The sequence below is a fragment of the Pseudoxanthomonas sp. P4_B2 genome, from assembly GCF_056402315.1.
On the sequence record NZ_JBFUHQ010000003.1, the window covers coordinates 233,448 to 254,412 of the forward strand.

Sequence of the window (20,965 nt, forward strand, 5' to 3'; positions counted from 1 at the left end):
GGAGCAATGACGGCGCTCGGATCTGTCGCACTGGAGCGCCGGCCGCCTTGGTTCCTCACTTTTAGGCGACATCCACAATGAGCTTGCCGAAATTCCTACCTTCGAGCAGTCCAATGAAAGCGGCCGGCGCTTGCTCCAATCCGTCGACCCGGTCCTCTCGCAGTTTTACCCGGCCCGTGTCGAGCCACCGCCCCATGTCGCGGCGGAATTCCTCGAAACGATCGGCGTAGTGGTCGAGGATGATGAAGCCCTGCATGCGAACGCGCTTCTGCAACACGGTGGCCAGCAACTGCGGACGCAGGTCCTCGCGGGAGGACGGCGATGATGAGTTGTAGTGCGCGATGAAGCCGCAGACGGGCACGCGTGCGCCCAGGTTGAGCAGTGGAAGCACCGCGTCCAGCACTTCGCCGCCGACGTTTTCGAAATACACGTCGATGCCATCGGGGCACGCTGCAGAAAGGCGCTCCTGCAGCTGCTCTTCGCGACGATCCAGGCAAACGTCGAAACCCAGTTCTTCCACGGCGTAACGGCATTTGTCGGCGCCACCGGCAATCCCGACCACGCGAGCGCCCTTGAGCTTGGCCAACTGTCCGACCACGGCGCCGACCGCACCGGTCGCGGCAGCGACGACCACGGTATCGCCGGGACGAGGCTGGCCGATGACCAGCAAGCCGACGTAGGCGGTGAAGCCCGGCATCCCCAGACCTCCCAGGGCCAGCGACGGCTGCGTCACGTCGTCCAGCAATTGCAGATCGGATCCATCCGACAGTGCGTAGTCCTGCCATCCCGCGCTAGCAAGCACGATCTGGCCTTCGCGGAAGCGGGGATTGCGCGAGGCGACGATACGGCTGACCGTGCCTCCCACCATCGGTTCGCCCAGCGGCACCGGCGGCGCATAGCCCGGGCCGACTTCGTCCATCAGGTTGCGCATGTAGGGATCGAGCGACAGGTGCAACGTGCGCAGCAGTACCTGGCCGTCGACGGGTTCGGGAATCGGTTGTGTCTCGAGCTGGAAATCCTGCAGCGCCGGCAAACCTTTCGGGTGCGCCGCGAGAAGGATACGGCGATTGAGCGTGGCATCGAGGTTCATGCGCTTTCCTTGCATCGATCAGCTTGAGTCGATTAGTCGGCTTGCGTCGATCAGTCGGCGGAAAGTTCGGATGGCGACACCGCACTGCCTTGTGCCGTCGCCGCGTTAGGCCCGTAGCGCAGCGTAAGCAACGTTCCCAGCGTCATCGCGACGACGGCGAACAGCGGGCCTCCGGAAGCACCGATGTGGTCGACCAGCAATCCACCACCGATGGCGCCGGTAGCGATGGCGATCTGGAATGCCGCGACCAGCAGGCCGCCGGCGCCTTCAGCCTGATCGGGAGCGGCGCGCGCGATCCAGATCTGGAAACCGACCGGGAACGCACCGAAGGCGAAGCCCCACAGCACTACCGCAACAGCAGTGACCGCGGGCGAATGACCCGCCAGCAGCAGGCTGGCCGCCAACACCGCGATCAGCGTGCCGCCGAAGACGATGGCATGGCGTTCGCTGCGTCCGGCGATATAACCGCCGACGAAGTTGCCGAAGAAACCGCCGATGCCGTAACCCAGCAGGACGGCCGAGATGGCGCCGACCGACAGCCCGGCGATGTTTTCCATCAACGGACGAATATAGGTGAAGCCGGCGAAGTGAGCCGAGATCACCAACAGCACGGCCAGCAGCGCCATACGCACGGCGGGGCGCGTCAAAAGTTCGCCGAGCACGCGCAGATTGGGGTTGGCGTTGGGCGGTAGCGCCGGCAGCGAGAACAACTGCGCCATCAGAGTGATCGCGCTGACCGCACCGGCGGCGACGAATGCGCTGCGCCACCCCCACAGCTCGCCCATCCAGGCACCTATCGGGGCGGCGCAGACGGTCGCGACAGAAACCCCGGTCAGGATGAGCGACATCGCCCGCGCGAAGTGGTGCTCCGGCACCAAGCGCATGGCCAAAGCCGCCGCCATGGACCAGAACCCGCCCAGCGCCACGCCCAGCATCACCCGGGCGATGAGCAAGGTGGACAAGCTGCCGGCCATGGCCGCCAAGCCATTGGACAGCACCAGCAGCAAGGTCAGCGCGATCATCACGTGCTTGCGATCGATGCGACGCGTCAGCAAGGGAATGGAAGGCGCGGCGATGGCGGCGATCAGCGCGGTGGCGGTGACCGTCTGGCCCGCCACGCCTTCGCTCACGGACAGGTCCGAGGCCATGGCAGTCAACAGGCTGGCCGGCAAGAATTCGGCGGTGACCAGGCCGAACACGCCCAAAGCCAGAGAGACGACGGCGGTCCAGCGTGGCGCGACGATGGTGTCGGAAAGCAGGGGAAGATCAGGGCATTCTGAACAGGCGGTGGAGGACACGTGGGATCGCTTGGTTGAACCGGGCTGGCAGTTTGGCGTTATCCTGTCGGTGTTTCCATGCCGTAAATACCGAAATGCTTGTCAATTCCTCCGAGCCCGCGCTCCTACCCAGTCCCGGCCCCACCTCGCCAGGCGCGCACGACATGCTCACCCAAGTGCTGCTGGGGCTGCGGCTGGAGGGCGTCGAATACGGTCGCTGCCTGATGCAGGCGCCGTGGGCAGTCGCTTTTCCCGCCAGTCGTGAAGCCCGTTTCCACTTCGTCGCTCAGGGAGGTTGCTGGCTGCGCACGGCGTCCTCGGAGTGGATGCGGTTGGAATCCGGAGACGCAGTGTTGTTGCCGCACGGCAGCTTCCATGTCCTGGCCAGCGCACCCGAGGTGCCGAGCGTAGACATCGATCGGCTGGCCCACGTGCCGATCTCCGAAAACATCTACCTGGTGCGGGGCGAGGCCACCGGCAGCGACGCGGCGCCGTCCAGCGTCATGTTCTGCGGGTCCATGCGCTTCAACCTGGATCCGCTGCACCCGCTGCTGGCGATGATGCCGGAGGTGATGCACGCCGGCGCGCTGGTCAAGCGCGATCCGACCGTGCCCGGTCTGCTGGAGGCGATGGAGCGCGAGGTGTCGCTGGACCGGATCGGCGCTTGCGGCATCCTGGCGCGACTGGCGGACGTGCTGGCCGCCAGCATCATCCGTGCGTGGGTGGAGTGCGGTTGCAGCGACTCGACCGGCTGGATCGCGGCCGTGCAATGTCCGCGGATCGGCAAGGTCATGGCCGCCATCCATGCCGAGCCGGAGCGCGACTGGAGCGTGCCGGTGTTGGCCGAGCTGATGGGCGCTTCGCGCTCGACCTTCGCCGATGCGTTTACCCGCACCGTCGGCGAGAGTCCCGCCAAATACGTCGCCAAGGTGAAGATGTTTCAGGCCCGCCGTTGGATCGCACAGGAAGGCATGCGCATCACGGTCGCGGCCCATCGGCTGGGCTACGACTCCGAGGCTTCGTTCAGTCGAGCTTTCAAGCGCGTCGTCGGCCAACCGCCCAGCGCGGTGCGTAGCGAACAGGTGCAGCACCGGAACAAGTCTCGCCTCGCGGATTGAGCGCCAGGACGGAGATCATCGCTGTCCGAACCAGGCTCATCGAACCGTTGAATCCGCGGTCGAAAGCGATTCGCCGATAGCCTATGGAATGAAACAAGGCCCCGACTTGCGGGGCCTTGTTTGCTCACGGACCAATCAGGGCGCGCCTGACATAGCCGACCCGCGAAGCGGGTTCGGTTTGAGTGAATTGTTAGGCCGCATTTTCTGCACCTAGGAACTTGAGGCCAGCGATGCCGATAACGATGAGCGCGATGCATCCGATGCGCACGAAGGACAGCGACTCGCCGAAGAGCACGATGCCGAGTATTGCCACTCCGACTACCCCTATGCCGGTCCAAACCGCATAGGCTGTTCCAGCTGGAAGCTGCCGCATCGCCAGCCCGAGAAGCCAAAAACTGAGCGCCGCCGCAATCAGCGTGATTACAGCGAAGTGGAGTTTGGTGAAGCCCTGCGAGGCTTTCATGCTTACCGCCCAAACGATCTCGAGCAAGCCCGCAACCACGAGGAGTATCCAAGCCAAGTTCGGTGAGAAGGTTGTAGGCATTGTGGCCTCTCGGTTCTTCGGATGATTAGTGCATGGGGCGGACCCCGGCCCATCGAATGTAATCGCTATTGCCGCATTCGGCGGGCTTGAGCCCGCCCCCGTATCAAGTACGGGGCAGGCACTATGAGCCCTACATGGATGAGGAAGGCGGTTGGTAAACCGCCTCCCAAAACATCATGCCACCGCGGGTAAAAGGAAGGCAAAAACAGATCCGATTACGGTGCACAGCAAAGCGAATAACCACAGCACCATGCTTATACGTCGCAGCCTCGCGCAGGTATGGGCCAGCATGGGATCCGCCGGACACGGAAGCGATCGTGCGCGCAGCAAAAGCCCACCGGACAGAGCAAGCATCGCAAAAGCCAGCCCGAATACACCTGCCTTATGCTCCGAAAGCCATATCAATTGTGGAACCGCGGTGACCAGGCCCGCCAACGCGGCTCCGGCGCCCAGGGCGACCATGACGGCAGGTAGCACGCAGCAGATCAAGGTTCCGCTACTTGCGACCAGTGCCAGGAAGGTCACCCCTACATTGCGGCGAAGCGGTGCATTGGCCGAATGAAGTTCATTCATGGTGGGCCGCCCGTTTGCGGATGTCGTCGAGCGAAGTATTGGTGCGTCGAATGGCCACCACTGTGTATCCCGAATCGGTTATCGCCTTGCGCAGCGTCGCATCGTCGATATCGCTGCCTTCCTTGAGCTTGACGGCGACGATCCGATTCTCGAGGCTCACATAGACCGCTTCAGTGGCAGGGAACGCCTTTAAGGTCTTCTGGATGCCTTGCGCGCAGAAAGCGCAAACCAATCCATTAACATCCATTTCGATGGTCTTGGCGGAAACCAACGAAGAAAAGCCGAGCAGTAGCGAGAAAACGATTGTATTCATCAGTTTCATTGGAGTGTCCTGTGTTTAGAAGTTGACCATGGCCATGGCTTGGAGTTTGCCGTCGGTGGTGGCGCCGAACTCGACCCAGGTGCGGCCCTTGAACAGACGAACCAGCACCGCGGTTTCGGTGCCCTCGTACAAATCGCCCGTGTACTGACGCCCCTGCACCACGATCCAGGTAGCCAGCGTGTCGTAGTCGTGTGCGTAAGGGGACCATCCGAGTTGCACGGTGTCGATGCGATGCGAGAATTCATCGCTCTCCTGCAGATCCGAGCGCAGCGAGCTGTAGAGGCGCCGGGTTTCGTAGTCGGCTTGAAAGCCGACATTGCGCGACAAGGTACTACCCTCGAAGTCGTTGCCCGTCGCACGGCCCACACCGCCCCAGACGAAAATGTTCGCTTGTGCGCCCGGCAGGTTCCATCTTTTGGCAAGGAGGTTTCCGCGCACATAGGTGATGTGTCGCTGCTTCTGCCCGCCCTCGCTTTTCAGCTCGAGCCAGCCACCCCCTACGGAATACCAGTACTTCGGTGCGTAGAACAGTTGCGCCTCGTTCATGGTCCCGGCGCCGTACTCGGCCATGACCGTCGTGCCTTTCGCGAACGCGATCGGTTTTGCTGCCGCCGATAACGGCAGACTGCCAAGCAGCATGCAAGCTGCCCAGCCTAGTTTGAATTTCATTTCCTGATCTCCATCGAATGTCGCGCGAGGCGACACAGGGCCCGCCAAAGCGGGCCTATTGGGGTCGAACGGGGATCATCAGGCGATGGGAGGTCGGAGCGCGGTTTCTAGCGGGCGTACAGGCGGTTCGGCCGTATGCCAAGAAAACACGAGCGAAGCGGCTGGCAACGCGGTTGGCATCCAGGCAAGCCCAGGAAGAACGCCCGTCGCCAGGCAAGCGGAGAAATCGCAAGATGACTGCGGACAGCAACCTTTGTCGCAAGGGTCGCCGTGATCAGGCTCCGGCGGGGACATCTTCATCCCCATGGCTTCGTCGCAGGGCATCCCGCCCATCGCCATAGCTTCCGCCGCAGGGGCCTCATGCCGTCCAGTCTCTCGGAACGGCCAATTGCCACCTGGCAGCAGAAAAGCCGCAACAAGCAGCAGGAGCACGGACTGACGAAGGAATGGGGAGTACCGCATGCGCTGATTGTAACCCTCAAATTTTCATTTGGGCGCAGCCAGAGGCGCGGTGCTTGGCCATTCGGTGATGCATATCGAAATCTGCGTTCGTGCAGGCGGGCCGGGCGTACGAGGCGGGGGCGCAGGGCTACTCAGGAAGCCAGTAGGATGGGTTGAGCCGAAGGCGATACCCACCACTCCACCGTAGCCAAAAACGACCATTTTTCTCGAGCGCCGAGCTCTTTCTCCATAGGCGTGGATTTGTCGACAGCACCTGGAATGAACAAGGCCCCGACATGCGGGCCCTTGTTCGCTTACGGATCAATGAGGGCGCGCTCAGATCTGTTGCTCCGGAGCGCTGGCTACCTTGGTTGCGGTACGGTCGAAGCGCGCCGACAGCATCTTGCGCAGGCTGTCGCCCTACCCTGCAATCAGCTTCACCACCAGCTTGCCGAAGTTGCGACCTTTAAGCAGACCGAAGAACGCTTCGGGCGCGTTCTCCAGTCCTTCGATGATGTCTTCGCGATAGTGGATGCGGCCTTCCTTGAGCCACTGACCCATCTCGTTGAGGAACTGGGGAAACAGGTGGATGAAGTCGCGCTGGATGAAACCGCGTACGGTCAGGCGCTGACGCAGAACCTGGCTGAGGAAACCGGGCAGACGATCCGGCCCCGGCAAGATTTGGCCGCGGGCGTTGTAGGTAGCGATGGTGCCGCATACCGGGATGCGCGCGAAATCATTGAGCAATGGAACCACCGCATCGAATACCTTGCCGCCGACGTTCTCGAAGTACACGTCGATTCCGTTCGGAACCGCCGCATGCAACTGTTCGGCAAAGCCCTCGGAACGATGATCGAGCGCGATGTCGAAACCGATGCTTTCCAGATACTTGCGCTTATCCTCACCGCCGGCGATACCAACCGTGCGGGCGCCCTGCATCTTGGCAATCTGGCCGACCGTGGCTCCGACCGGACCACTGGCGGCGGCGACCACCAAGGTTTCACCGGGTTGCGGCTTGCCGATCTCATGCAGGCCAGCATAGGCCGTAAAGCCGGGCATGCCGTACACGCCCAGCGCGGTGCTAAGCGGTAGCCCACTCTCCTCTAGCTTGCGAGTCAGCGTATCGCCTTCAACTATGGCGAAGGTCTGCCAGCCGCCGGTGGTCTGCACGAAGTCGCCGACGGCGGCGCTGAGATGATTGGAGACCAGCACCTCGGAAACAGTACGTCCCTCCATGACATCGCCGATCGCCACTGGCGCTGCGTACGAACGTCCTTCGTCCATGCGACCGCGCATATACGGATCCAGCGACAAGTAATGGTTGCGCACCAGCAGCTGGCCGGGGCCTGGCGTCGGCGCCAGCACACGCTCAAGACGGAAGTTGGCAGCCTCGGGTTCGCCGTTGGGGCGTGAGGCCAGGACGATGCGGGTATTGACGAGATCGTTCACTAGACAAGATGCCTATATGGGCGCCGCGACGGCGGGACTGCTTCAAGCAAGGGTCGCGACCGGGTTGCCGAGGACGCAGCGAACAGCATCGCAGCGACAGTCGAATACGTTTTCCGCATTGGGCGCTCGCGGGAAGTGGTGGACAAAAGGAAGTGTCGGTCGCCCCAGCACCGGAGCAGTATGCCGGCCGATCTCGCCGACAGCAGTCAGAACGGAGTGATCGCTTATGGCATTGCATTATGGGAGCGGCTCGTATATTTATTACAACAGCCTTACGATAAATTTATATTTGATTCGGGGCTGTTCTCAGTCGACAAGTTTAAAAATCGCAGAAAACCGGCCAGGAAGGGGGTCGGCGAATCGGCGGCGTGTAACAGCGCCCCGCAGTAGCTTCCCCCCCACCCAGGAGCCGGCAACATGAAGAAGAATCCACGTCGTATTGCAAAAGTACGCTTGTCCAAATCCGTCCTTGCCTTGGCCTTAGTTCTGGCCGGCGGCTCGGCATTCGCGCAATCCACCACCGGCGGTATTTCCGGCAGCGTCGCTGATGCTGCCGGCAAGACCGTCCTGATCGAAAACAACAGCGGTTTAAGCCGCGAAGTGGCGGTCGACGATCGCGGTCGTTATGCCATCGGCAATCTGCCGCTGGGTACCTATAAGGTGACCGTCAAGCAGGGCGAGGCGGTGCTCGAGACTCGCGAGAACATCGGTATCACCGTCGGCGCCAGCACCGATGTCTCGTTCGCCGGCGGCATGCAGACCCTTGGCGTGGTGAGCGTGGTAGGGACTCGCGTCGCTCCCATCGACGTAACGCAGATCGATACCCGCACCGTCATCACTTCGGAGCAGTTGGCGCAACTGCCGCTAGGCCGCACTGCGGAAGCCATCGCCCTGCTGGCCCCCGGCGTAGTCAACAATTCCGGCGGCTTCGACAACGGTCCACTGGGTGGATCGCTGCCAAGCTTCGGTGGTTCGGCGGCATCGGAAAACGCGTACTACCTCAACGGTTTCAACACCACCACGGCGGCGAATAGCCTCGGCGGCCTGACCCTGCCGTACGGCGCCATCGACCAGCAGGAAATCTTCACCGGCGGCTACGGTGCGCAATACGGACGTTCCAACGGCGGCGTCATCAACCAAGTCGGCAAGCGCGGCAGCAACGAATGGCACTTCGGCGCAGCGGTGATCTGGGAGCCGGATAGCCTGAAGGCCAAGCAGAAGGATCTGTATTGGCGCCCTGACAGCCTGACCTCCAGCACCAACAACACGGCCTACAACTACGCCAGGGCCGCCAACGGCCTCTATCTGCCGCAGAGCGAGCAGGAATCCAGCACGACCACCTATAGCGCCTACGTCGGCGGCCCGATCGTACAGGACAGGCTGTTCTTCTTCCTGGCCGCCGAGCAAGCGGATTCCGATGGCGTGCGCATTCTTTCCAACCGCGACTCGGGCAATGGCGCGACCGGCGGCTGGACGGACTACGAATACACGCAGCAGCGCTGGTACGCCAAGCTGGACTGGTACATCACCGACGATCACCTGCTCGAAGTCACTGGCGCCAGCGATGAGTATGAAACCGGGGGCGAGATCTACCGGTACGACTACCTCAACCGCGAGCGCCTGGCCTATCGGACCGATGAATCGACGCAGGAAGCCGGGCCGACACTTTACTCGGCCAAGTACACCGGTCACTTCGGCGATGACCTCACCGTAACCGCGTTATACGGCGAGCAATCCACGCCGGACAAGGTGACACCGTTCGGCTATGACGCGGCCAACGGCCCTGTCATCACCGACGCCGCTCTGCAGAACCCGGCCTACGCGCCCACCCCGATCCAGGGCACGCAGTTGATCACTTCGATCACCGACCCCGACCGGGAATACAAGAAGACCAATACCCGCCTGAACCTCGAGTGGCGCATCGGCGACCACACCCTCAGCTTCGGCATCGACAACCAGAAATCCGAAGGCATCAACATCGGCTCGGTCCGTTCCGGCCCCGGCTATTCGTGGGCCTACGGACGGACCGCCGACCCGTATGGCCTGTTGACCGGTGGTCTGATCAGTCAGGCCGCGAACGAAGATGGCGGCATAGGCGCGCCCAGCCCGGCCCTGGTGGATCCGACCTATGGCGCGTCGGGCTACTACGTCGTCAGGAACATCGACACCAGCCTGTATTCCTACGAGGCCAAGCAGAAGGCGTACTACATCGAGGACAAGTGGCAGGTCACCGACAACCTGCTGCTTAGCCTGGGCCTACGCAAGGACGAATTCACCAACTACACACCGTCCGGTGAGGCTTACATCGACGTAGACGACGCGTGGGCGCCGCGCATCGGCTTCAGCTGGGACGTGAACGGCGATTCCAGCCTGAAGGTATTCGGCAACATCGGCCGTTACTACCTCGGCCTGCCGCTGTCGCCAGTGGGCCTGTTCACCCCCGCGATCAGTACCAGCACCTACTACACCTACAGCGGCATTAGTGCCGACGGCACGCCGATCATTTCCCAGCAATTGGGGTCCGCAGTGTCAGCCAACTCACGCTTCGGCCGCATCGCGGACGTGCGTACCGCTGTGGCCCGGGACATTGAGGGCGAAAACCAGAATGAAATCATCCTCGGCTTCACCAAGGAACTGGAAAGCGGTTGGGTGCTGGGTGTGCGCGGCACACATCGCCGCCTGAATGCCGGCATCGACGACCAGAACTACGACGTGTCGAACGAGGCGCTGATCGAGGCCGCCGCCGCGCAAGGGGTGACGATCGACTTCTCAAGGGTTTCCGGCGCGGCGCTGGTCAACCCCGGCCAGGACAACGTCTGGGGCGTGATTGGTACGGACGGCCAGTTCCACGAAGTACTAGTGACCCGCGAAGCGGCCGGGTTCCCGGAATTCAAGCGCAATTATTCGGCGGTCGAATTCAACTTGGAACGTCCGTTCGACAGCAAGTGGTACGCCAAGCTCAACTACGTGTGGTCGCACAGCTACGGCACTACCGAAGGCCAGTTGCGTTCGGATCTGTGGCGCACCGGCGGCGCGCTGGGCAGCTACCAGGGTCAGGCGTCGGTTTCGACCACGCAGAGTTGGGACCACGCGGCGCTGATGGAGCACTTCAATGGCGACCAGTCCAACGACCACCGCCATCAGTTCAAGCTGTATGGGTACTACCAGTTGACCGGGGAGTGGGGCGTTTCCGGCAACTTGAGCATGATTTCCGGCGCACCGAAGAACTGCCTGGGCTCATACGGCGGTACCGAGTTCACGGGCAGCGACCCGGCCGGTTATGGCGGCAGCGCAATCACTGGCGGCCCGTATCACTACTGCTACGACCCGGCGACCAGGACCCTCGAACCTTCGCCCCCAGGTTCGCAAGGCCGCCTGGGCTGGGTGAACCAGATCGACCTCGGCGTGACCTACAAGCCGGGTTTCGCCAAGGGCAAGCTCGCCTTCAACCTAAACGTGTTCAACATCACCAACGAGGACACTGCGACCAACATCTATCCGTTCTCGCAGTTGCCGGACCTAACGGGGAACCCGCTGTGGAACCAGCCGGTCGCGTACCAGACGCCGCGTTATGCGCGCCTGTCTGTCACCTACGACTACTGAGTGAGCACCGCCGCAGGAAACTGACGCGACCGACGCAATGCCATGCGCGTCAAGCAATTGGACTGCCGCCCCTGGGCGGCAGTCCGTTTCCGGAAGCCGCGAATCCACAACATACGCAGTCTGTGCATCGGTGCGGAACCGTGGGGAACGTTACTAGATCATTACTAACGATTGTTATTCGGTCGACGCGCCGCGCAATAGATTCGTCTATGAAAGCGCTGGATCGAGTCGTCCGCAACGAAGAAGGAGTTAGAGAACATATGCGATCGAAAACGCATATGTTCTCTGCCCCCTTTCTTGCTAGCTTCTACAGCGGCAAGAACGTGTACACCGCGTCGTACGGGTATTTGCCGTTGGTGCGTTCGGAATGGACGTGCAGACCATCGTACTTCAAGGCGCCGTCCATCTTGAACGCGCCGAACGCGGCTTTGAGTCGCGCGCTGAACGCATTCGCGCCGGGTTTGTAATCGCCTTTGACGACGAAACTATCGCCGGCGATAAAGGTGTCCATCACTGCACGCGCCGGGAAGCGTCCCCCGATGCTTTGCCAGAAGATCTTGCCATCGGCGGTGAAGCACAGGTAGCTCCAGCTTTTCTCCATACTCGATTCGTAGACGCCGTCGAAGCGCAGGCCGGATCTGCATTGAATCGGGGCGCCGTGCTCAGGGGCGGCCATCGCCGGAACGCCGGCTTCGCTGCCATCGGCGAGATACAGCACATGGCCTTCCGGATCGAAGATATGCACGCCGTGATGCTTGGCGATCGCGCGCAGATGTTGCAGTCGCTCGGCGTCGAACTCGCTGAGTTCGAATGTCATCTCAAGCATCGATCCCGCGGGCCGATTGTGGTCAAAGTCTTCATGCCAGACAACACCCTTCGATCCATCCTTCGGCCAAGTCTGCAACAGGCGCACGAAGAGGGTCGCGATGCGCGCGGTCGGCGCATCCTTGTTGTCTTGCCACTTTTCGACGAAATGCACGGCCGCATCCGCGTTCTTCACTTGCGGCGCATCAATCGCGTACAGAATTGCTTCGCTCATCGCTACTCCTGCCAGTCCAGAATCTAACGCCAGTGTCGGCAAGCATAGGACTCTTCATGGAGCCCAACGCCTGAGCCGGAACACTACAACAACTTAGCTACTCCGGCAGATTCGAACGAATTAGGTCCACGGTTTCAGTAAGTTGCTTGGCAGAAACTTGAACTCGCTCTCGACGTAGTGCATCCCCGCTTGGATCATGTGAGGCCCCCCTTTTGCGTCCGGCGCCATCGAATGTCGCGAGTTGAGGCGGACCTATACCCCAATCACTGCCCTTCTGCCGGGGCACAACATGGAAATGGAAGTGCGGTGTTTCCTGTCCGCTATAGACTCCGTTGTTTTGGAACGTAAGTATTCCGAGGGGCCGATAGGTCTTGACGAGCGCCTCTGCGACTCTCTTGGCCGAGGCCAATATAGCCCCGCACTCTTGGTCAGAAAGATCGAGCAGCGTCGCGACATGCCGGCGTGTGATCACGCAGCATTGACCAACTTCGAATTGCAAGGGATTGATCACGGTCAATGTATGTTCGCTTTCGTCGATGATCTTCCATCTTTCTTCGCGACCTGCTACACAAAGGTCGCACGGATCTCTTATAGGAAGTTCAATCATTTTCCCTCTCCGATTAAGCTAGTTTGCCCAAGCGGCCTAACGTCTGACACAGCCGACCGGCGAAGCGGGTTCGGCTTGAATGAATGGTTAGGCGCGTCCCAGCTGTCTTGCACGCACCCAACCCCCAAGAACTGCACTTGGAGCCATAAGCACCAAAGCAGCCACCTGCGACCAGATGGCCCCGTGGCCAAGTGTACTCACCAAGGACGCTGTGGCACCCAGGGCCAGTACCAATGCAACGGCAACACCATGCGCCAAAGGCCGCCGACCCGCCAGCCAGGCAGCGGCATACCCACCGAGGAATGCGGCGATAGTAGCTATGGCAATACTGCCGAACATGACGGCGGGCGATGCATCTTGGTGCGGCGCCTGTCCTGAGATTTGGAAGAATGCAAATGCTGAAAAAGCGAAGAGCAAATACCCGCAAACGACTGCGCCGACCGAGCGAAGTATTTTCATAAATGGATCCCGGAATACTTGCTGACGCGCTTAACGCCTGACACAGCCGACCGGCGAAGCGGGTTCGGCTTGCATGAATTATTAGGGCTTACTTGGAACGATGCCAAGCTTCTTCTGCAGCCCACTAAAATCGATCTTGCTGTAGAAGCTCTCCGCACCTTTTGCAACTTCAGGCGAGGCGAAAATCTGTTGTCCAGCGACTTGGCCAAGCAGTTGAAAGGCTGAGTTGAAAGCACTGGCACCCTCGTATTTGAGCGCATCTGCCGCTTCTGTCTTACATGATTCGCCCACTAGCTTCTCGAATAGCGCGGCCATGTTCTCGTCAATCTCGCCGCGCTTCTCTGACGGTATGTTGGTGTAGGGACTAATTGCTGGGTTGAGCGAGATTGCAGAAAAAATCCATTCCACTAGCTGCTGCTTATCAGTATTTGTGGATGAGCTGACCAAGCACTTTCCGAGGCTGTCAGCGTATACGCCGGCGTAGGCGCTGGAGGACACCAGTGCGGTCGTGAGTAGCGACGCAAGAAGAGCGCTTTTCTTGAAGTTCATAAGGAATCCTTGGGTAAGCCCTAACGCCTGAGTTAAGCCGCGTCGCAAAGCGGGGCCGGCTCAAACGAATTGTTAGGCTGGCGCGCCGACAACAAACAAGGCATGCACCGCAATGCCCATGCTAATGGATAGGAGCCAAAGGGCCACGCCCTCAAAGAGGCTTTCTACTTTCTTCACCTTCTCGTGGGGGTGGGGCTCTTTCTCGCTGTGGCGCAGAAGGTCATGAGCCTGCCTGACTCGCTGCACAAGTGAGAATTGGGACAAAAAGGAAAGTAGCGCAGATATAAACATGAGACTTGTGGCAATCATGATCTTTATGAAGAACTTCTTGTCGCCATCTACGAACTGAGCAAGTGCGATAAGTCCGCCAGCCGCGGTCATGGCAATTGTTCCAAGCTGCTTTAGGTAGTCGAAAGACAGCCCAACAGCTGTATCCAGACTGATTGCCGAGGGGTCTTGAGCGGGTGGGACCTTTTCCATAACGAACTCCGTACTCGATTCCTGCAGCCTAACACCTGACACAGCCGAGCCGCGGAGCGGGCTCGGCTTGAATGAATTTTGGATCGCCGAGTGCATGGTTGTGGCGGCCTCACCCCGGGGTTGCCTCGACCGGCTCCTTTGTTTTGGTCGGATAGGTGAGCAGATAGAGCAGCACTAGGATGCCGCCTACCGGCGCCAGGCTGATGAGTTGCCACCAAGGGTTAAAACCAGCGTCGCGCAGGCGCCGCGTGCAGGCCGCTATCCACGGCAGTAGCACCAGCAACGAAGCGATTTGCAGCGGCAGTGGACCGACCGACTCGGCGAACAGCTGGGCGAAGGCCAGCACCATGGCCACCGCGAGCGCGAACCACCAGAAATCAGCACGCGGGGTGATGCCTGTGAATTCCAAGCCACGCAGGACTCCTTCGCGCATTGCCTTAAGAGCCGGCTGGCTGGGTGCCGGATCGCCCACCAGCAGACTCTCGGCCGGCACCTCAAAGACAGCGGCCAGCGCCCGCAAGGACTCTGTCGAGATTTTCGCGCCTGATTCGAGGCGCTGGATGGTGCGCAGGTTTAAGCCACTCAGATTGGCTAATTGCTCCTGCGACCATTGACGAGCGGCGCGCAGCTCTCGAAGTCGGGCGCTGTTGATGTGCATGGATGCTCCTCGGAATTAGCTGGCGGGTTCCCGTCATGATCCTGCCGCACGCCTGCCCTCCGTGACGACACGACCCCGACACGGGCAGGACACGAATCCGACGACGCGCTGTCGGGCGGACTTCCACTGCCTCCGAACGACCTAGGGCCGCCTCCTCGAACGGCCGCTCCTAGTCGGAAGGCGGGATTGGACTGGTCAAGCCGGATCAGCCTCGTCGAGGTGCACATTATGGTCGGTCTATGGGGTCCGGTCTCTGCGGATGAGCGGTCTAGCGTCAGCCACAGCCGAACCGCGAGGCTGTTTCGGCTTGAATGGATTATCGGAAGCCAACCCCTGAGTTCTCAACGCGTACCTTCCATCGGATTCTCTCGCGAAGTCTGCCGCCCGAGCTGTTGGGCGAGTCCGATGAGAATTCCTTCGGGGCCCCGGAGGTAGCAGATCCGGTAGATGTTTTCGTAGTTGACGACTTCGTCGACCACTGTCGCGCCTAGCTTGCTGAGCCGGGTGAGGGTGTCGTCGATGTCCTCGACGGCGAACATAACGCGCAGGTATCCCAATGAGTTCACGGGGGCTGTGCGGTGATCGGACGCGATCGCCGGGGCGTCGAAGCGCGAGAGCTCAAGGCGGCTGTGGCCGTCGGGGGTGCACATCATGGCGATCTCGACGCGCTGGCCGCGCACTCCGGTGACGCGGCCCGCCCATTCGCCTTCGATCGGCATGCGGCCTTCAAGGGTAAGGCCGAGTTCGGAGAAGAACTCAATGGCGGTATCGAGGTCTTCCACCACGATGCCGACGTTGTCCATACGCTTGACTGTCATGAGGTCTCCCTGGCGTCTAACGCCTGAGTTAAGCCAGACCGATTTGCGGCCGCGGCAGAGGCTGAGAATACAAGAGTCTGCCGGGGCCGCGAAGCGGTCTCGGCTTGAACGAATTGTTAGGTGTCCGCCTGGATCTTCTGGCTTGTCAGTTGATGATTTCACCTGTGCCTGTTTCGATAGCTTCCCTGAGTTGTCGGACGAACTCCCGATCGTAGAGTTCCCAGCTTTTGAGCTCGCCGATGATCTTCACGGGTAGCTTGCTCCGATATGAGCGCGTTGGATTACCCGGGAATTTTTTGTCGGTGACGTTTGGGTCATTTTCAAATTCCCCGGTTGGCTCGACGACATAGACTCGCGGAGGGCCATCCCCTTTCGCAATTTCCGCAGCAAGACCGGCGCCTTTTGGCAATGCTGTGAAATAGATGTGGTTCATCACTACCGTTTCTCTGTAGTTCGATCTGAAGCCTGCAGTCAGCAAATCACCAATTTTCAGGTCGGCTCTTGTGCCATGGAAGAATGGCCCAGTGTCGAGAACTCCCATCAGCATTCTCCATAACAAGCACTGGCAGGAGCGCCGATCTCTCGAGCACACCTAACGCCTGACACAGCCGACCCGCGAAGCGGGTTCGGTTTGAATGAATTGTTAGGCATCGTGCCGATCACTTGGCAACCAGACCTTTTGCACCAGAAAAACAAATCAGCGCACCGCCAACGACATAAATGACATAGACCAACGCGGCAGACTCTCCAGTCAGTCCAAACGGAAATCGCGACGAAGGGCCATAGCTGGATTGACCAAAAACAATGAATTGGTAAAGCGAGTCCGCGCCAGATCCCAGAAGGAATCCACCAAATAGGAACTTACACCAGTCGGAGAAGTTATCTTTTTTGGCGGCCATGCTTCTAGATGCCTAACGCCCGAACTAAACCGACCCGCGAAGCGGGTTCGGCTTGTGAATTGTTAGGGCCCGTGCCCGCTGGGGCAAAGAATGTTGGACCTTCAAAAGAAATGATCATAGGGCCTGACGCCTGACACAACCGACCCGCGAAGCGGGTTCGGCTTGAACGAATGGTTAGGCCCCAACACTAGCTGCCAAAGCCCCAAATGAGTGTAACGAAAAGAACGCCAAAGAAAGCCGTCGACACGAGAATTCCCAAGAGGGCAGCGGCCAAACCGGAGCGCGCAGCCCGCGGCTTGGCGAAGTAACTGCACCCTGTCACCAACAGGCCGACAGCAAGTGCGCCAAACAACATTGGCAGATAGCCGCTAGGCTGACCGGCACGATGGGCTTGGATGTACTGAAGCAATGTAGCAACGGTTGCGAGAGTACTACCGATAGCTGCGAGTGACACTGGCCAAGAGGCAGATCTTTCCATTGGGGCCTAACTCCTGAATTAAGCCGACCCGCAGCGGGCAGCGACTGGGTGCGAATATAGCCGAAGGCGTGCACTTAGGCCCCGCCCTGATGCGGGTTCGGCTTGAATGAATTGTTAGGCGGCGCGAGTGCCACGACGCGGTCTACTGAAGCGCTTGCCAGGAGCGCCCGCATATTGGTCAGTGGACCGCCGTCCATCTGAAGATTCAACCGTAACCGAAAAATGTCGGCCAAAAACCTTATCGGTACCGAAGCGAGCCGATAGGGTTTTAATATTTTGAATGTCCAGATTATGTTTTTTTGCGAGCTCCGGAAGTAGCTCGGAATAGCGTTTGATCGCGTGCCTGAGATCTTCGGATACTGAGCTTCCAGACGATGAGCCAGTCATGAAATCCACAACGATGTACCCTTCTGGCGAGGCAGACGCCTCGTCATGGATGTCTATCGCGTAGAGGCCGACCATGAAACAAATTCCGCTTGCCAGCGAGTCAGCAATATTGTGGCCAAAGGATGTGAGCTCACCGATCTTCATACTTCGACTTACCTAGTAAATGGGTGCGCCGCCTAACGCCTGACACAGCCGACCCGCGAAGCGGCTCCGGCTTTAGTGAATTGTTAGGCCTGGTTACTCAATCTTGAGCGGCTCGCCCGGGCCAGCAACTTGGCCTGTACGAGTATTGACTGACCATGTCCCGACCACACGACCATCAATCGTGTAGCTGACCACGAAGTAATGCGTGCTATCGATCATTCCTGGAGCGAATGGTCGCTTGACCGACCAAACTCGCTCCTTTGTGTCATGCCACCAATCCGGATTGTCATCCACTCCTTTAATCTCATCAGCCCGAACTTGGGTGACCAAGCGGATCGCTTGCGCATGAGGTGATTCCGTCTGGGACAAGTAATCTTGTGCCATCACAGAAGCGGGGGTAGCGAAAAGAATCAGAAACAGCCCCAGAGCTTTCATCGCACGTCCAGTGTATATAGAGGCCTAACGCCTGAAACAGCCGAGCCGCGAAGCGGCTTCGGCTTGAATGATTTGTTAGGCCGCGGCCCGTCTGACGGCGCAACCAATTTCATATTGCCATCCTCATGCGACATACGGGCACCTCTATATTGCCAGGAAGATTCAGGTTAAAACGTTCTAGGATCGAGAAGCCGGCAGCAAGATAGAGCGGCTCGCCGGGAGAAGTGGCGACCAACTCGAGCGAGTTAAACCCTTCCTGTTTTGACGCAGCGATGCATGCGTCCATGAGTTGACGGCCAAGGCCGCGGCGAGCCATGGACGGGGTAACAAAAAACGCACGGATGCGCGCTGATTCTCTGGATGAGTCAAGCAATGGGTCGGGGCCACTCTTTGTCTGATCTCCGCCAAAAAGTGTGCGTCGTTTGCTCCAGCCGCCACAGGCGACAATGTCTTTGCCGTGCTCAATGACGAAGTACGTCCTGTCATCAATTAGCTGAGTATCGACGCCAAAGACGTAGCGGGTTATCGCCTCTGCTTGCGGTGGGGAATAGTAATCGGCGCTCAGCACCCGCCCGGATAGTGCGATAAGGGAGTGAAGACGGGGAATGTCGGCGTGCTCAGCAGGACGGAGCTCTGGCATGCGAGGACCTTATCTAGCGGCCTAACGAATTAAGCCGACCCGCAGCGGGGCGGCGACTGGGTGCGAATATAGCCGAAGACGTGCGCTCAGGCGCCGCCCTGATACGGGTTCGGCTTGAATGAATTGTTAGGTGCCTAGCCGCGAGTACTTACGGCGCAACGCTAAACCAACTCGCGCAAGCAGGAGGACGCCGAATGCAATGGCCGCTACTTGAGCAAGCTCCGGGCGCTCGACAGGCAGCTCAGGCCGGAAGGCAAGCCACAACATGCCCGATGCAAGAACAAACATAACGAGCACGCCCAGAGCTTTGGCCAATCCAACGGAGAATGGGTAAGAAAGCAACGGTGATGCTGCCAGCATAAAGCTAGCACCCGCTACATAGCCTGCTGCTTGCCCAGCCCTCATTGCACCCGATGCCGCGATGACAATCCAAGTCAGGCCAAGCAGCAAAAGACAAGCGCCCATAAGGAATGAGAAAACCTTTACTACCAGCCTGTGAGACTGCGACATGGGCATCTAACGCCTAAGTTAAGCCGAGCCGCGAAGCGGCTTCGGCTTGAATGAATTGCTAGGCCTCATTTGAGTTCGTAATTAAGCAGCACAAGGCCGCTGTTGTAGGCGGTCGATTTTACGAGTTTGAATCGTTGCGAGTCCGCGAGCCCGCTGAATATTGATTTGCCTTTTCCAAGAGCGATAGGGTTAACGAACAAATGAAACTCATCGATTAGCTTCTCCTTGATCAAGGAAGCGACGAACGAAACGCCTCCATAAACAATGATGTCTTTTTTGTTCGTGGCTTTTAGCCTTTCTATTGCCTTTACGACATCTCCTCTTTCAACAGAGGCGTTATTCCATTCTGGTTTGTCAAGCGTTCTTGAAAAAACGATTTTCCTCGCCTCAGCGATCCGTTTGGCAACTTCATACCATGAGCCGTCAGGTTGGGTAGCTGCCGTATCCCAGTAAGGAATGAAGTCGGTCGCAGTCTTTCTGCCGATAACAATCGTATCCGCGTTATCGAATAGATCGCGGGAATAGTCCCTGATTTCATCCCATGCCAGATCGTCGTTTGGGCCGTTTGCGTCAAAACCGTCGACGGTAATCTGCATTTGTAGTTTTAGTCTGCCCATGGCGCGGCTCCAATATGAGTTGTGCGGACCTCGAGTCGTCGAGGGGAGCCTACTTTGGCTTCCTTGGAGTCGACGAATGAAGGAAGCTCAAATCGACAACTCCTGCGGGCCAGAACAAAGAACAAGCGCTCGCAGTTTCCGGGTGGCCGCGTGCGAGGCCTAACGCATGACACAGCCGACCCGCGAAGCGGGTTCGGCTTGAATGAATTGTTAGACCGCGGGCTGATCACTTGGATTGACAATCCAGTATCCGCCAGAATGATCTCGATCTATCCAATAGTGATGGTTATTGTGTTCTATTGCGTCTATTGCCGCCGCGGCATCCTCCCGAGTCTTTGCATTCCGGTGCTGCAATAGCTCTTGTAGAGTAGGAATTGCCGCCTTGTCGAGTGAATAAGCCATAATCCCGCATGCCTGCATGCGTACCATATAGGCTGAGTCATGAGCTGCGGATAATGCGAGTCCAACAACATCGTGGTGCGTCCTGGCATATCGAGTCATTTCAAACAAGATCGCGTTGCGACCCTGCCAGCTCTTGATCTGCGGAAACGCCAAAATCAATCTGGGCAAGAGCGTTTCAATCGAGTTTTGCCCATAGATGCGATTTTCGGAAAGGGCGATATCGCTCTGACGCTTCAAGTCAAACGCGAGTATCAATTCGGCAACAGTTGGTATGGACATTGGTAGGTCTAACGCCTGACACAGCCGACCTGCGAAGCGGGTTCGGCTTGAATGAATTGTTAGGCCCGGAACTGAAGGGCCGCCATACCCACGATTGTGAGTGCTTGCGCAAGCAATACAACCGCCAAGTCTCGGCGCAAAAAATACGCTGAAATGCCGGCTGCTGGGAGAGAGATTATTAGGATGGCGATGGTACCGGCAACAAGCCCCAAGAGGTCTTGGCCGCGACCACCTACGGCAATACTCGCGCACAGTACTAGAAGAGACGCTGTGGAAAATGCGAGCAGGAAGCGCGCCGGGTACTTACGTTGAGCAATAGCTGGGATTTCCATGGGCTCTCTACTTTAACGTCCAGATTTGGCCTAACGCCTGAGTTAAGCCGAACCGCGAAGCGGCTTCGGCTTGAATGAATTATTAGCGCCCACAAGCGACGCCGACGTCTTCCGAGCCAGCGGGATGCTCGAGACTGATTTGAATG

General features: G+C 59.1%; 24 protein-coding genes. 3 read left to right on the forward strand and 21 right to left on the reverse strand.

The window, feature by feature from the left end; genetic code table 11:
* Nucleotides 1-61 precede the first annotated feature (61 nt).
* Nucleotides 62-1,090, reverse strand: coding sequence for an NADP-dependent oxidoreductase (locus AC1DTQ_RS09880; RefSeq protein ID WP_477849392.1), 1,029 nt, complete (start codon nt 1,088-1,090; stop codon nt 62-64).
* Nucleotides 1,091-1,140: 50 nt separating this feature from the next.
* Nucleotides 1,141-2,388 carry an MFS transporter gene (locus AC1DTQ_RS09885; RefSeq protein ID WP_477849393.1) on the reverse strand — a complete coding sequence of 416 codons (1,248 nt, stop codon included), beginning with the start codon at nt 2,386-2,388 and terminating at the stop codon, nt 1,141-1,143.
* 74 nt (nt 2,389-2,462) lie between these two features.
* Between AC1DTQ_RS09885 and AC1DTQ_RS09890 the strand changes: the two genes are divergently transcribed.
* Nucleotides 2,463-3,485, forward strand: coding sequence for an AraC family transcriptional regulator (locus AC1DTQ_RS09890; protein WP_477849394.1), 1,023 nt, complete (start codon nt 2,463-2,465; stop codon nt 3,483-3,485).
* A gap of 190 nt (nt 3,486-3,675) precedes the next feature.
* On the opposite strand, the gene sugE is transcribed toward AC1DTQ_RS09890, so the two are convergent.
* The 5 genes from sugE to AC1DTQ_RS09915 form a co-directional block, all read right to left on the reverse strand.
* On the reverse strand, nt 3,676-4,005 hold the full coding sequence (gene sugE / locus AC1DTQ_RS09895) for a quaternary ammonium compound efflux SMR transporter SugE (protein ID WP_477849681.1): 330 nt from the start codon (nt 4,003-4,005) through the stop codon (nt 3,676-3,678).
* 198 nt (nt 4,006-4,203) lie between these two features.
* Nucleotides 4,204-4,602: a hypothetical protein gene (locus tag AC1DTQ_RS09900; protein ID WP_477849396.1), complete on the reverse strand. Its 399-nt coding sequence runs from the start codon at nt 4,600-4,602 to the stop codon at nt 4,204-4,206.
* The gene (locus tag AC1DTQ_RS09905) at nt 4,595-4,924 is read right to left on the reverse strand and encodes a heavy-metal-associated domain-containing protein (RefSeq protein WP_477849397.1); all 330 of its coding nucleotides are present in this window, start codon (nt 4,922-4,924) and stop codon (nt 4,595-4,597) included. Before AC1DTQ_RS09905 ends, AC1DTQ_RS09900 begins: the two co-directional genes overlap by 8 nt.
* A 15-nt stretch (nt 4,925-4,939) precedes the next feature.
* On the reverse strand, nt 4,940-5,593 hold the full coding sequence (locus AC1DTQ_RS09910; RefSeq protein ID WP_477849399.1) for a hypothetical protein: 654 nt from the start codon (nt 5,591-5,593) through the stop codon (nt 4,940-4,942).
* Nucleotides 5,594-6,454: 861 nt separating this feature from the next.
* Nucleotides 6,455-7,483, reverse strand: coding sequence for an NADP-dependent oxidoreductase (locus tag AC1DTQ_RS09915; RefSeq protein WP_477849400.1), 1,029 nt, complete (start codon nt 7,481-7,483; stop codon nt 6,455-6,457).
* Nucleotides 7,484-7,663: 180 nt separating this feature from the next.
* Here AC1DTQ_RS09915 and AC1DTQ_RS09920 point away from each other — a divergent pair, with 180 nt between their 5' ends.
* Nucleotides 7,664-7,873, forward strand: coding sequence for a hypothetical protein (locus tag AC1DTQ_RS09920; protein ID WP_477849401.1), 210 nt, complete (start codon nt 7,664-7,666; stop codon nt 7,871-7,873).
* A 27-nt stretch (nt 7,874-7,900) separates the two neighbouring features.
* Nucleotides 7,901-11,086, forward strand: coding sequence for a TonB-dependent receptor (locus tag AC1DTQ_RS09925; RefSeq protein ID WP_477849402.1), 3,186 nt, complete (start codon nt 7,901-7,903; stop codon nt 11,084-11,086).
* Nucleotides 11,087-11,393: 307 nt separating this feature from the next.
* Here the strand turns inward: AC1DTQ_RS09925 and AC1DTQ_RS09930 are convergent, their stop codons facing one another.
* The 14 genes from AC1DTQ_RS09930 to AC1DTQ_RS09995 all read right to left on the reverse strand — a co-directional run bounded on the left by AC1DTQ_RS09930 (nt 11,394) and on the right by AC1DTQ_RS09995 (nt 20,487).
* On the reverse strand, nt 11,394-12,125 hold the full coding sequence (locus AC1DTQ_RS09930; RefSeq protein WP_477849404.1) for a hypothetical protein: 732 nt from the start codon (nt 12,123-12,125) through the stop codon (nt 11,394-11,396).
* Between the two features lie 97 nt (nt 12,126-12,222).
* Entirely contained in the window at nt 12,223-12,732 is a 510-nt protein-coding gene (locus AC1DTQ_RS09935; protein ID WP_477849405.1) for an HIT family protein, read from the reverse strand.
* Between the two features lie 540 nt (nt 12,733-13,272).
* Nucleotides 13,273-13,740, reverse strand: a complete 468-nt coding sequence (locus AC1DTQ_RS09940) for a hypothetical protein (protein ID WP_477849406.1) — start codon at nt 13,738-13,740, stop codon at nt 13,273-13,275.
* Nucleotides 13,741-13,812: 72 nt separating this feature from the next.
* Nucleotides 13,813-14,220, reverse strand: a complete 408-nt coding sequence (locus AC1DTQ_RS09945; protein ID WP_477849407.1) for a hypothetical protein — start codon at nt 14,218-14,220, stop codon at nt 13,813-13,815.
* Nucleotides 14,221-14,329: 109 nt separating this feature from the next.
* The gene (locus AC1DTQ_RS09950; protein ID WP_477849408.1) at nt 14,330-14,878 is read right to left on the reverse strand and encodes a DUF805 domain-containing protein; all 549 of its coding nucleotides are present in this window, start codon (nt 14,876-14,878) and stop codon (nt 14,330-14,332) included.
* Nucleotides 14,879-15,219: 341 nt separating this feature from the next.
* The gene (locus tag AC1DTQ_RS09955; RefSeq protein WP_477849409.1) at nt 15,220-15,696 is read right to left on the reverse strand and encodes a VOC family protein; all 477 of its coding nucleotides are present in this window, start codon (nt 15,694-15,696) and stop codon (nt 15,220-15,222) included.
* A 145-nt stretch (nt 15,697-15,841) separates the two neighbouring features.
* Nucleotides 15,842-16,237: an NAD(+)--rifampin ADP-ribosyltransferase gene (gene arr, locus AC1DTQ_RS09960; RefSeq protein ID WP_477849410.1), complete on the reverse strand. Its 396-nt coding sequence runs from the start codon at nt 16,235-16,237 to the stop codon at nt 15,842-15,844.
* A gap of 118 nt (nt 16,238-16,355) precedes the next feature.
* On the reverse strand, nt 16,356-16,595 hold the full coding sequence (locus AC1DTQ_RS09965) for a hypothetical protein (RefSeq protein ID WP_477849411.1): 240 nt from the start codon (nt 16,593-16,595) through the stop codon (nt 16,356-16,358).
* A gap of 592 nt (nt 16,596-17,187) precedes the next feature.
* Nucleotides 17,188-17,604, reverse strand: coding sequence for a hypothetical protein (locus tag AC1DTQ_RS09970; RefSeq protein WP_477849413.1), 417 nt, complete (start codon nt 17,602-17,604; stop codon nt 17,188-17,190).
* Between the two features lie 93 nt (nt 17,605-17,697).
* Nucleotides 17,698-18,039, reverse strand: coding sequence for a hypothetical protein (locus AC1DTQ_RS09975; protein WP_477849414.1), 342 nt, complete (start codon nt 18,037-18,039; stop codon nt 17,698-17,700).
* A gap of 109 nt (nt 18,040-18,148) precedes the next feature.
* Nucleotides 18,149-18,679, reverse strand: coding sequence for a GNAT family N-acetyltransferase (locus AC1DTQ_RS09980; protein WP_477849415.1), 531 nt, complete (start codon nt 18,677-18,679; stop codon nt 18,149-18,151).
* A 126-nt stretch (nt 18,680-18,805) separates the two neighbouring features.
* On the reverse strand, nt 18,806-19,189 hold the full coding sequence (locus AC1DTQ_RS09985) for a hypothetical protein (protein ID WP_477849416.1): 384 nt from the start codon (nt 19,187-19,189) through the stop codon (nt 18,806-18,808).
* Nucleotides 19,190-19,254: 65 nt separating this feature from the next.
* Nucleotides 19,255-19,785 carry a dihydrofolate reductase family protein gene (locus AC1DTQ_RS09990; protein ID WP_477849417.1) on the reverse strand — a complete coding sequence of 177 codons (531 nt, stop codon included), beginning with the start codon at nt 19,783-19,785 and terminating at the stop codon, nt 19,255-19,257.
* Between the two features lie 231 nt (nt 19,786-20,016).
* Nucleotides 20,017-20,487 (reverse strand): hypothetical protein, encoded by a 471-nt coding sequence (locus AC1DTQ_RS09995; protein WP_477849418.1) that lies wholly within the window; start codon nt 20,485-20,487, stop codon nt 20,017-20,019.
* Nucleotides 20,488-20,965: the final 478 nt, after the last annotated feature.

What these genes read in the sequence shown, in the direction of transcription:
- AC1DTQ_RS09955 (WP_477849409.1), bottom strand. Translation starts at nt 15,696, where the DNA reads ATGACAGTCAAGCGTATGGACAACGTCGGCATCGTGGTGGAAGACCTC.
- AC1DTQ_RS09905 (WP_477849397.1), bottom strand. Translation starts at nt 4,924, where the DNA reads ATGAAACTGATGAATACAATCGTTTTCTCGCTACTGCTCGGCTTTTCT.
- AC1DTQ_RS09970 (WP_477849413.1), bottom strand. Translation starts at nt 17,604, where the DNA reads ATGAAGATCGGTGAGCTCACATCCTTTGGCCACAATATTGCTGACTCG.
- AC1DTQ_RS09985 (WP_477849416.1), bottom strand. Translation starts at nt 19,189, where the DNA reads ATGTCGCAGTCTCACAGGCTGGTAGTAAAGGTTTTCTCATTCCTTATG.
- AC1DTQ_RS09890 (WP_477849394.1), top strand. Translation starts at nt 2,463, where the DNA reads ATGCTTGTCAATTCCTCCGAGCCCGCGCTCCTACCCAGTCCCGGCCCC.
- AC1DTQ_RS09935 (WP_477849405.1), bottom strand. Translation starts at nt 12,732, where the DNA reads ATGATTGAACTTCCTATAAGAGATCCGTGCGACCTTTGTGTAGCAGGT.
- AC1DTQ_RS09990 (WP_477849417.1), bottom strand. Translation starts at nt 19,785, where the DNA reads ATGCAGATTACCGTCGACGGTTTTGACGCAAACGGCCCAAACGACGAT.
- AC1DTQ_RS09925 (WP_477849402.1), top strand. Translation starts at nt 7,901, where the DNA reads ATGAAGAAGAATCCACGTCGTATTGCAAAAGTACGCTTGTCCAAATCC.
- AC1DTQ_RS09950 (WP_477849408.1), bottom strand. Translation starts at nt 14,878, where the DNA reads ATGCACATCAACAGCGCCCGACTTCGAGAGCTGCGCGCCGCTCGTCAA.
- AC1DTQ_RS09995 (WP_477849418.1), bottom strand. Translation starts at nt 20,487, where the DNA reads ATGTCCATACCAACTGTTGCCGAATTGATACTCGCGTTTGACTTGAAG.
- AC1DTQ_RS09930 (WP_477849404.1), bottom strand. Translation starts at nt 12,125, where the DNA reads ATGAGCGAAGCAATTCTGTACGCGATTGATGCGCCGCAAGTGAAGAAC.
- AC1DTQ_RS09965 (WP_477849411.1), bottom strand. Translation starts at nt 16,595, where the DNA reads ATGGCCGCCAAAAAAGATAACTTCTCCGACTGGTGTAAGTTCCTATTT.
- AC1DTQ_RS09975 (WP_477849414.1), bottom strand. Translation starts at nt 18,039, where the DNA reads ATGAAAGCTCTGGGGCTGTTTCTGATTCTTTTCGCTACCCCCGCTTCT.
- AC1DTQ_RS09920 (WP_477849401.1), top strand. Translation starts at nt 7,664, where the DNA reads ATGCCGGCCGATCTCGCCGACAGCAGTCAGAACGGAGTGATCGCTTAT.
- AC1DTQ_RS09940 (WP_477849406.1), bottom strand. Translation starts at nt 13,740, where the DNA reads ATGAACTTCAAGAAAAGCGCTCTTCTTGCGTCGCTACTCACGACCGCA.
- AC1DTQ_RS09880 (WP_477849392.1), bottom strand. Translation starts at nt 1,090, where the DNA reads ATGAACCTCGATGCCACGCTCAATCGCCGTATCCTTCTCGCGGCGCAC.
- AC1DTQ_RS09910 (WP_477849399.1), bottom strand. Translation starts at nt 5,593, where the DNA reads ATGAAATTCAAACTAGGCTGGGCAGCTTGCATGCTGCTTGGCAGTCTG.
- AC1DTQ_RS09900 (WP_477849396.1), bottom strand. Translation starts at nt 4,602, where the DNA reads ATGAATGAACTTCATTCGGCCAATGCACCGCTTCGCCGCAATGTAGGG.
- AC1DTQ_RS09945 (WP_477849407.1), bottom strand. Translation starts at nt 14,220, where the DNA reads ATGGAAAAGGTCCCACCCGCTCAAGACCCCTCGGCAATCAGTCTGGAT.
- arr (WP_477849410.1), bottom strand. Translation starts at nt 16,237, where the DNA reads ATGGGAGTTCTCGACACTGGGCCATTCTTCCATGGCACAAGAGCCGAC.
- AC1DTQ_RS09980 (WP_477849415.1), bottom strand. Translation starts at nt 18,679, where the DNA reads ATGCCAGAGCTCCGTCCTGCTGAGCACGCCGACATTCCCCGTCTTCAC.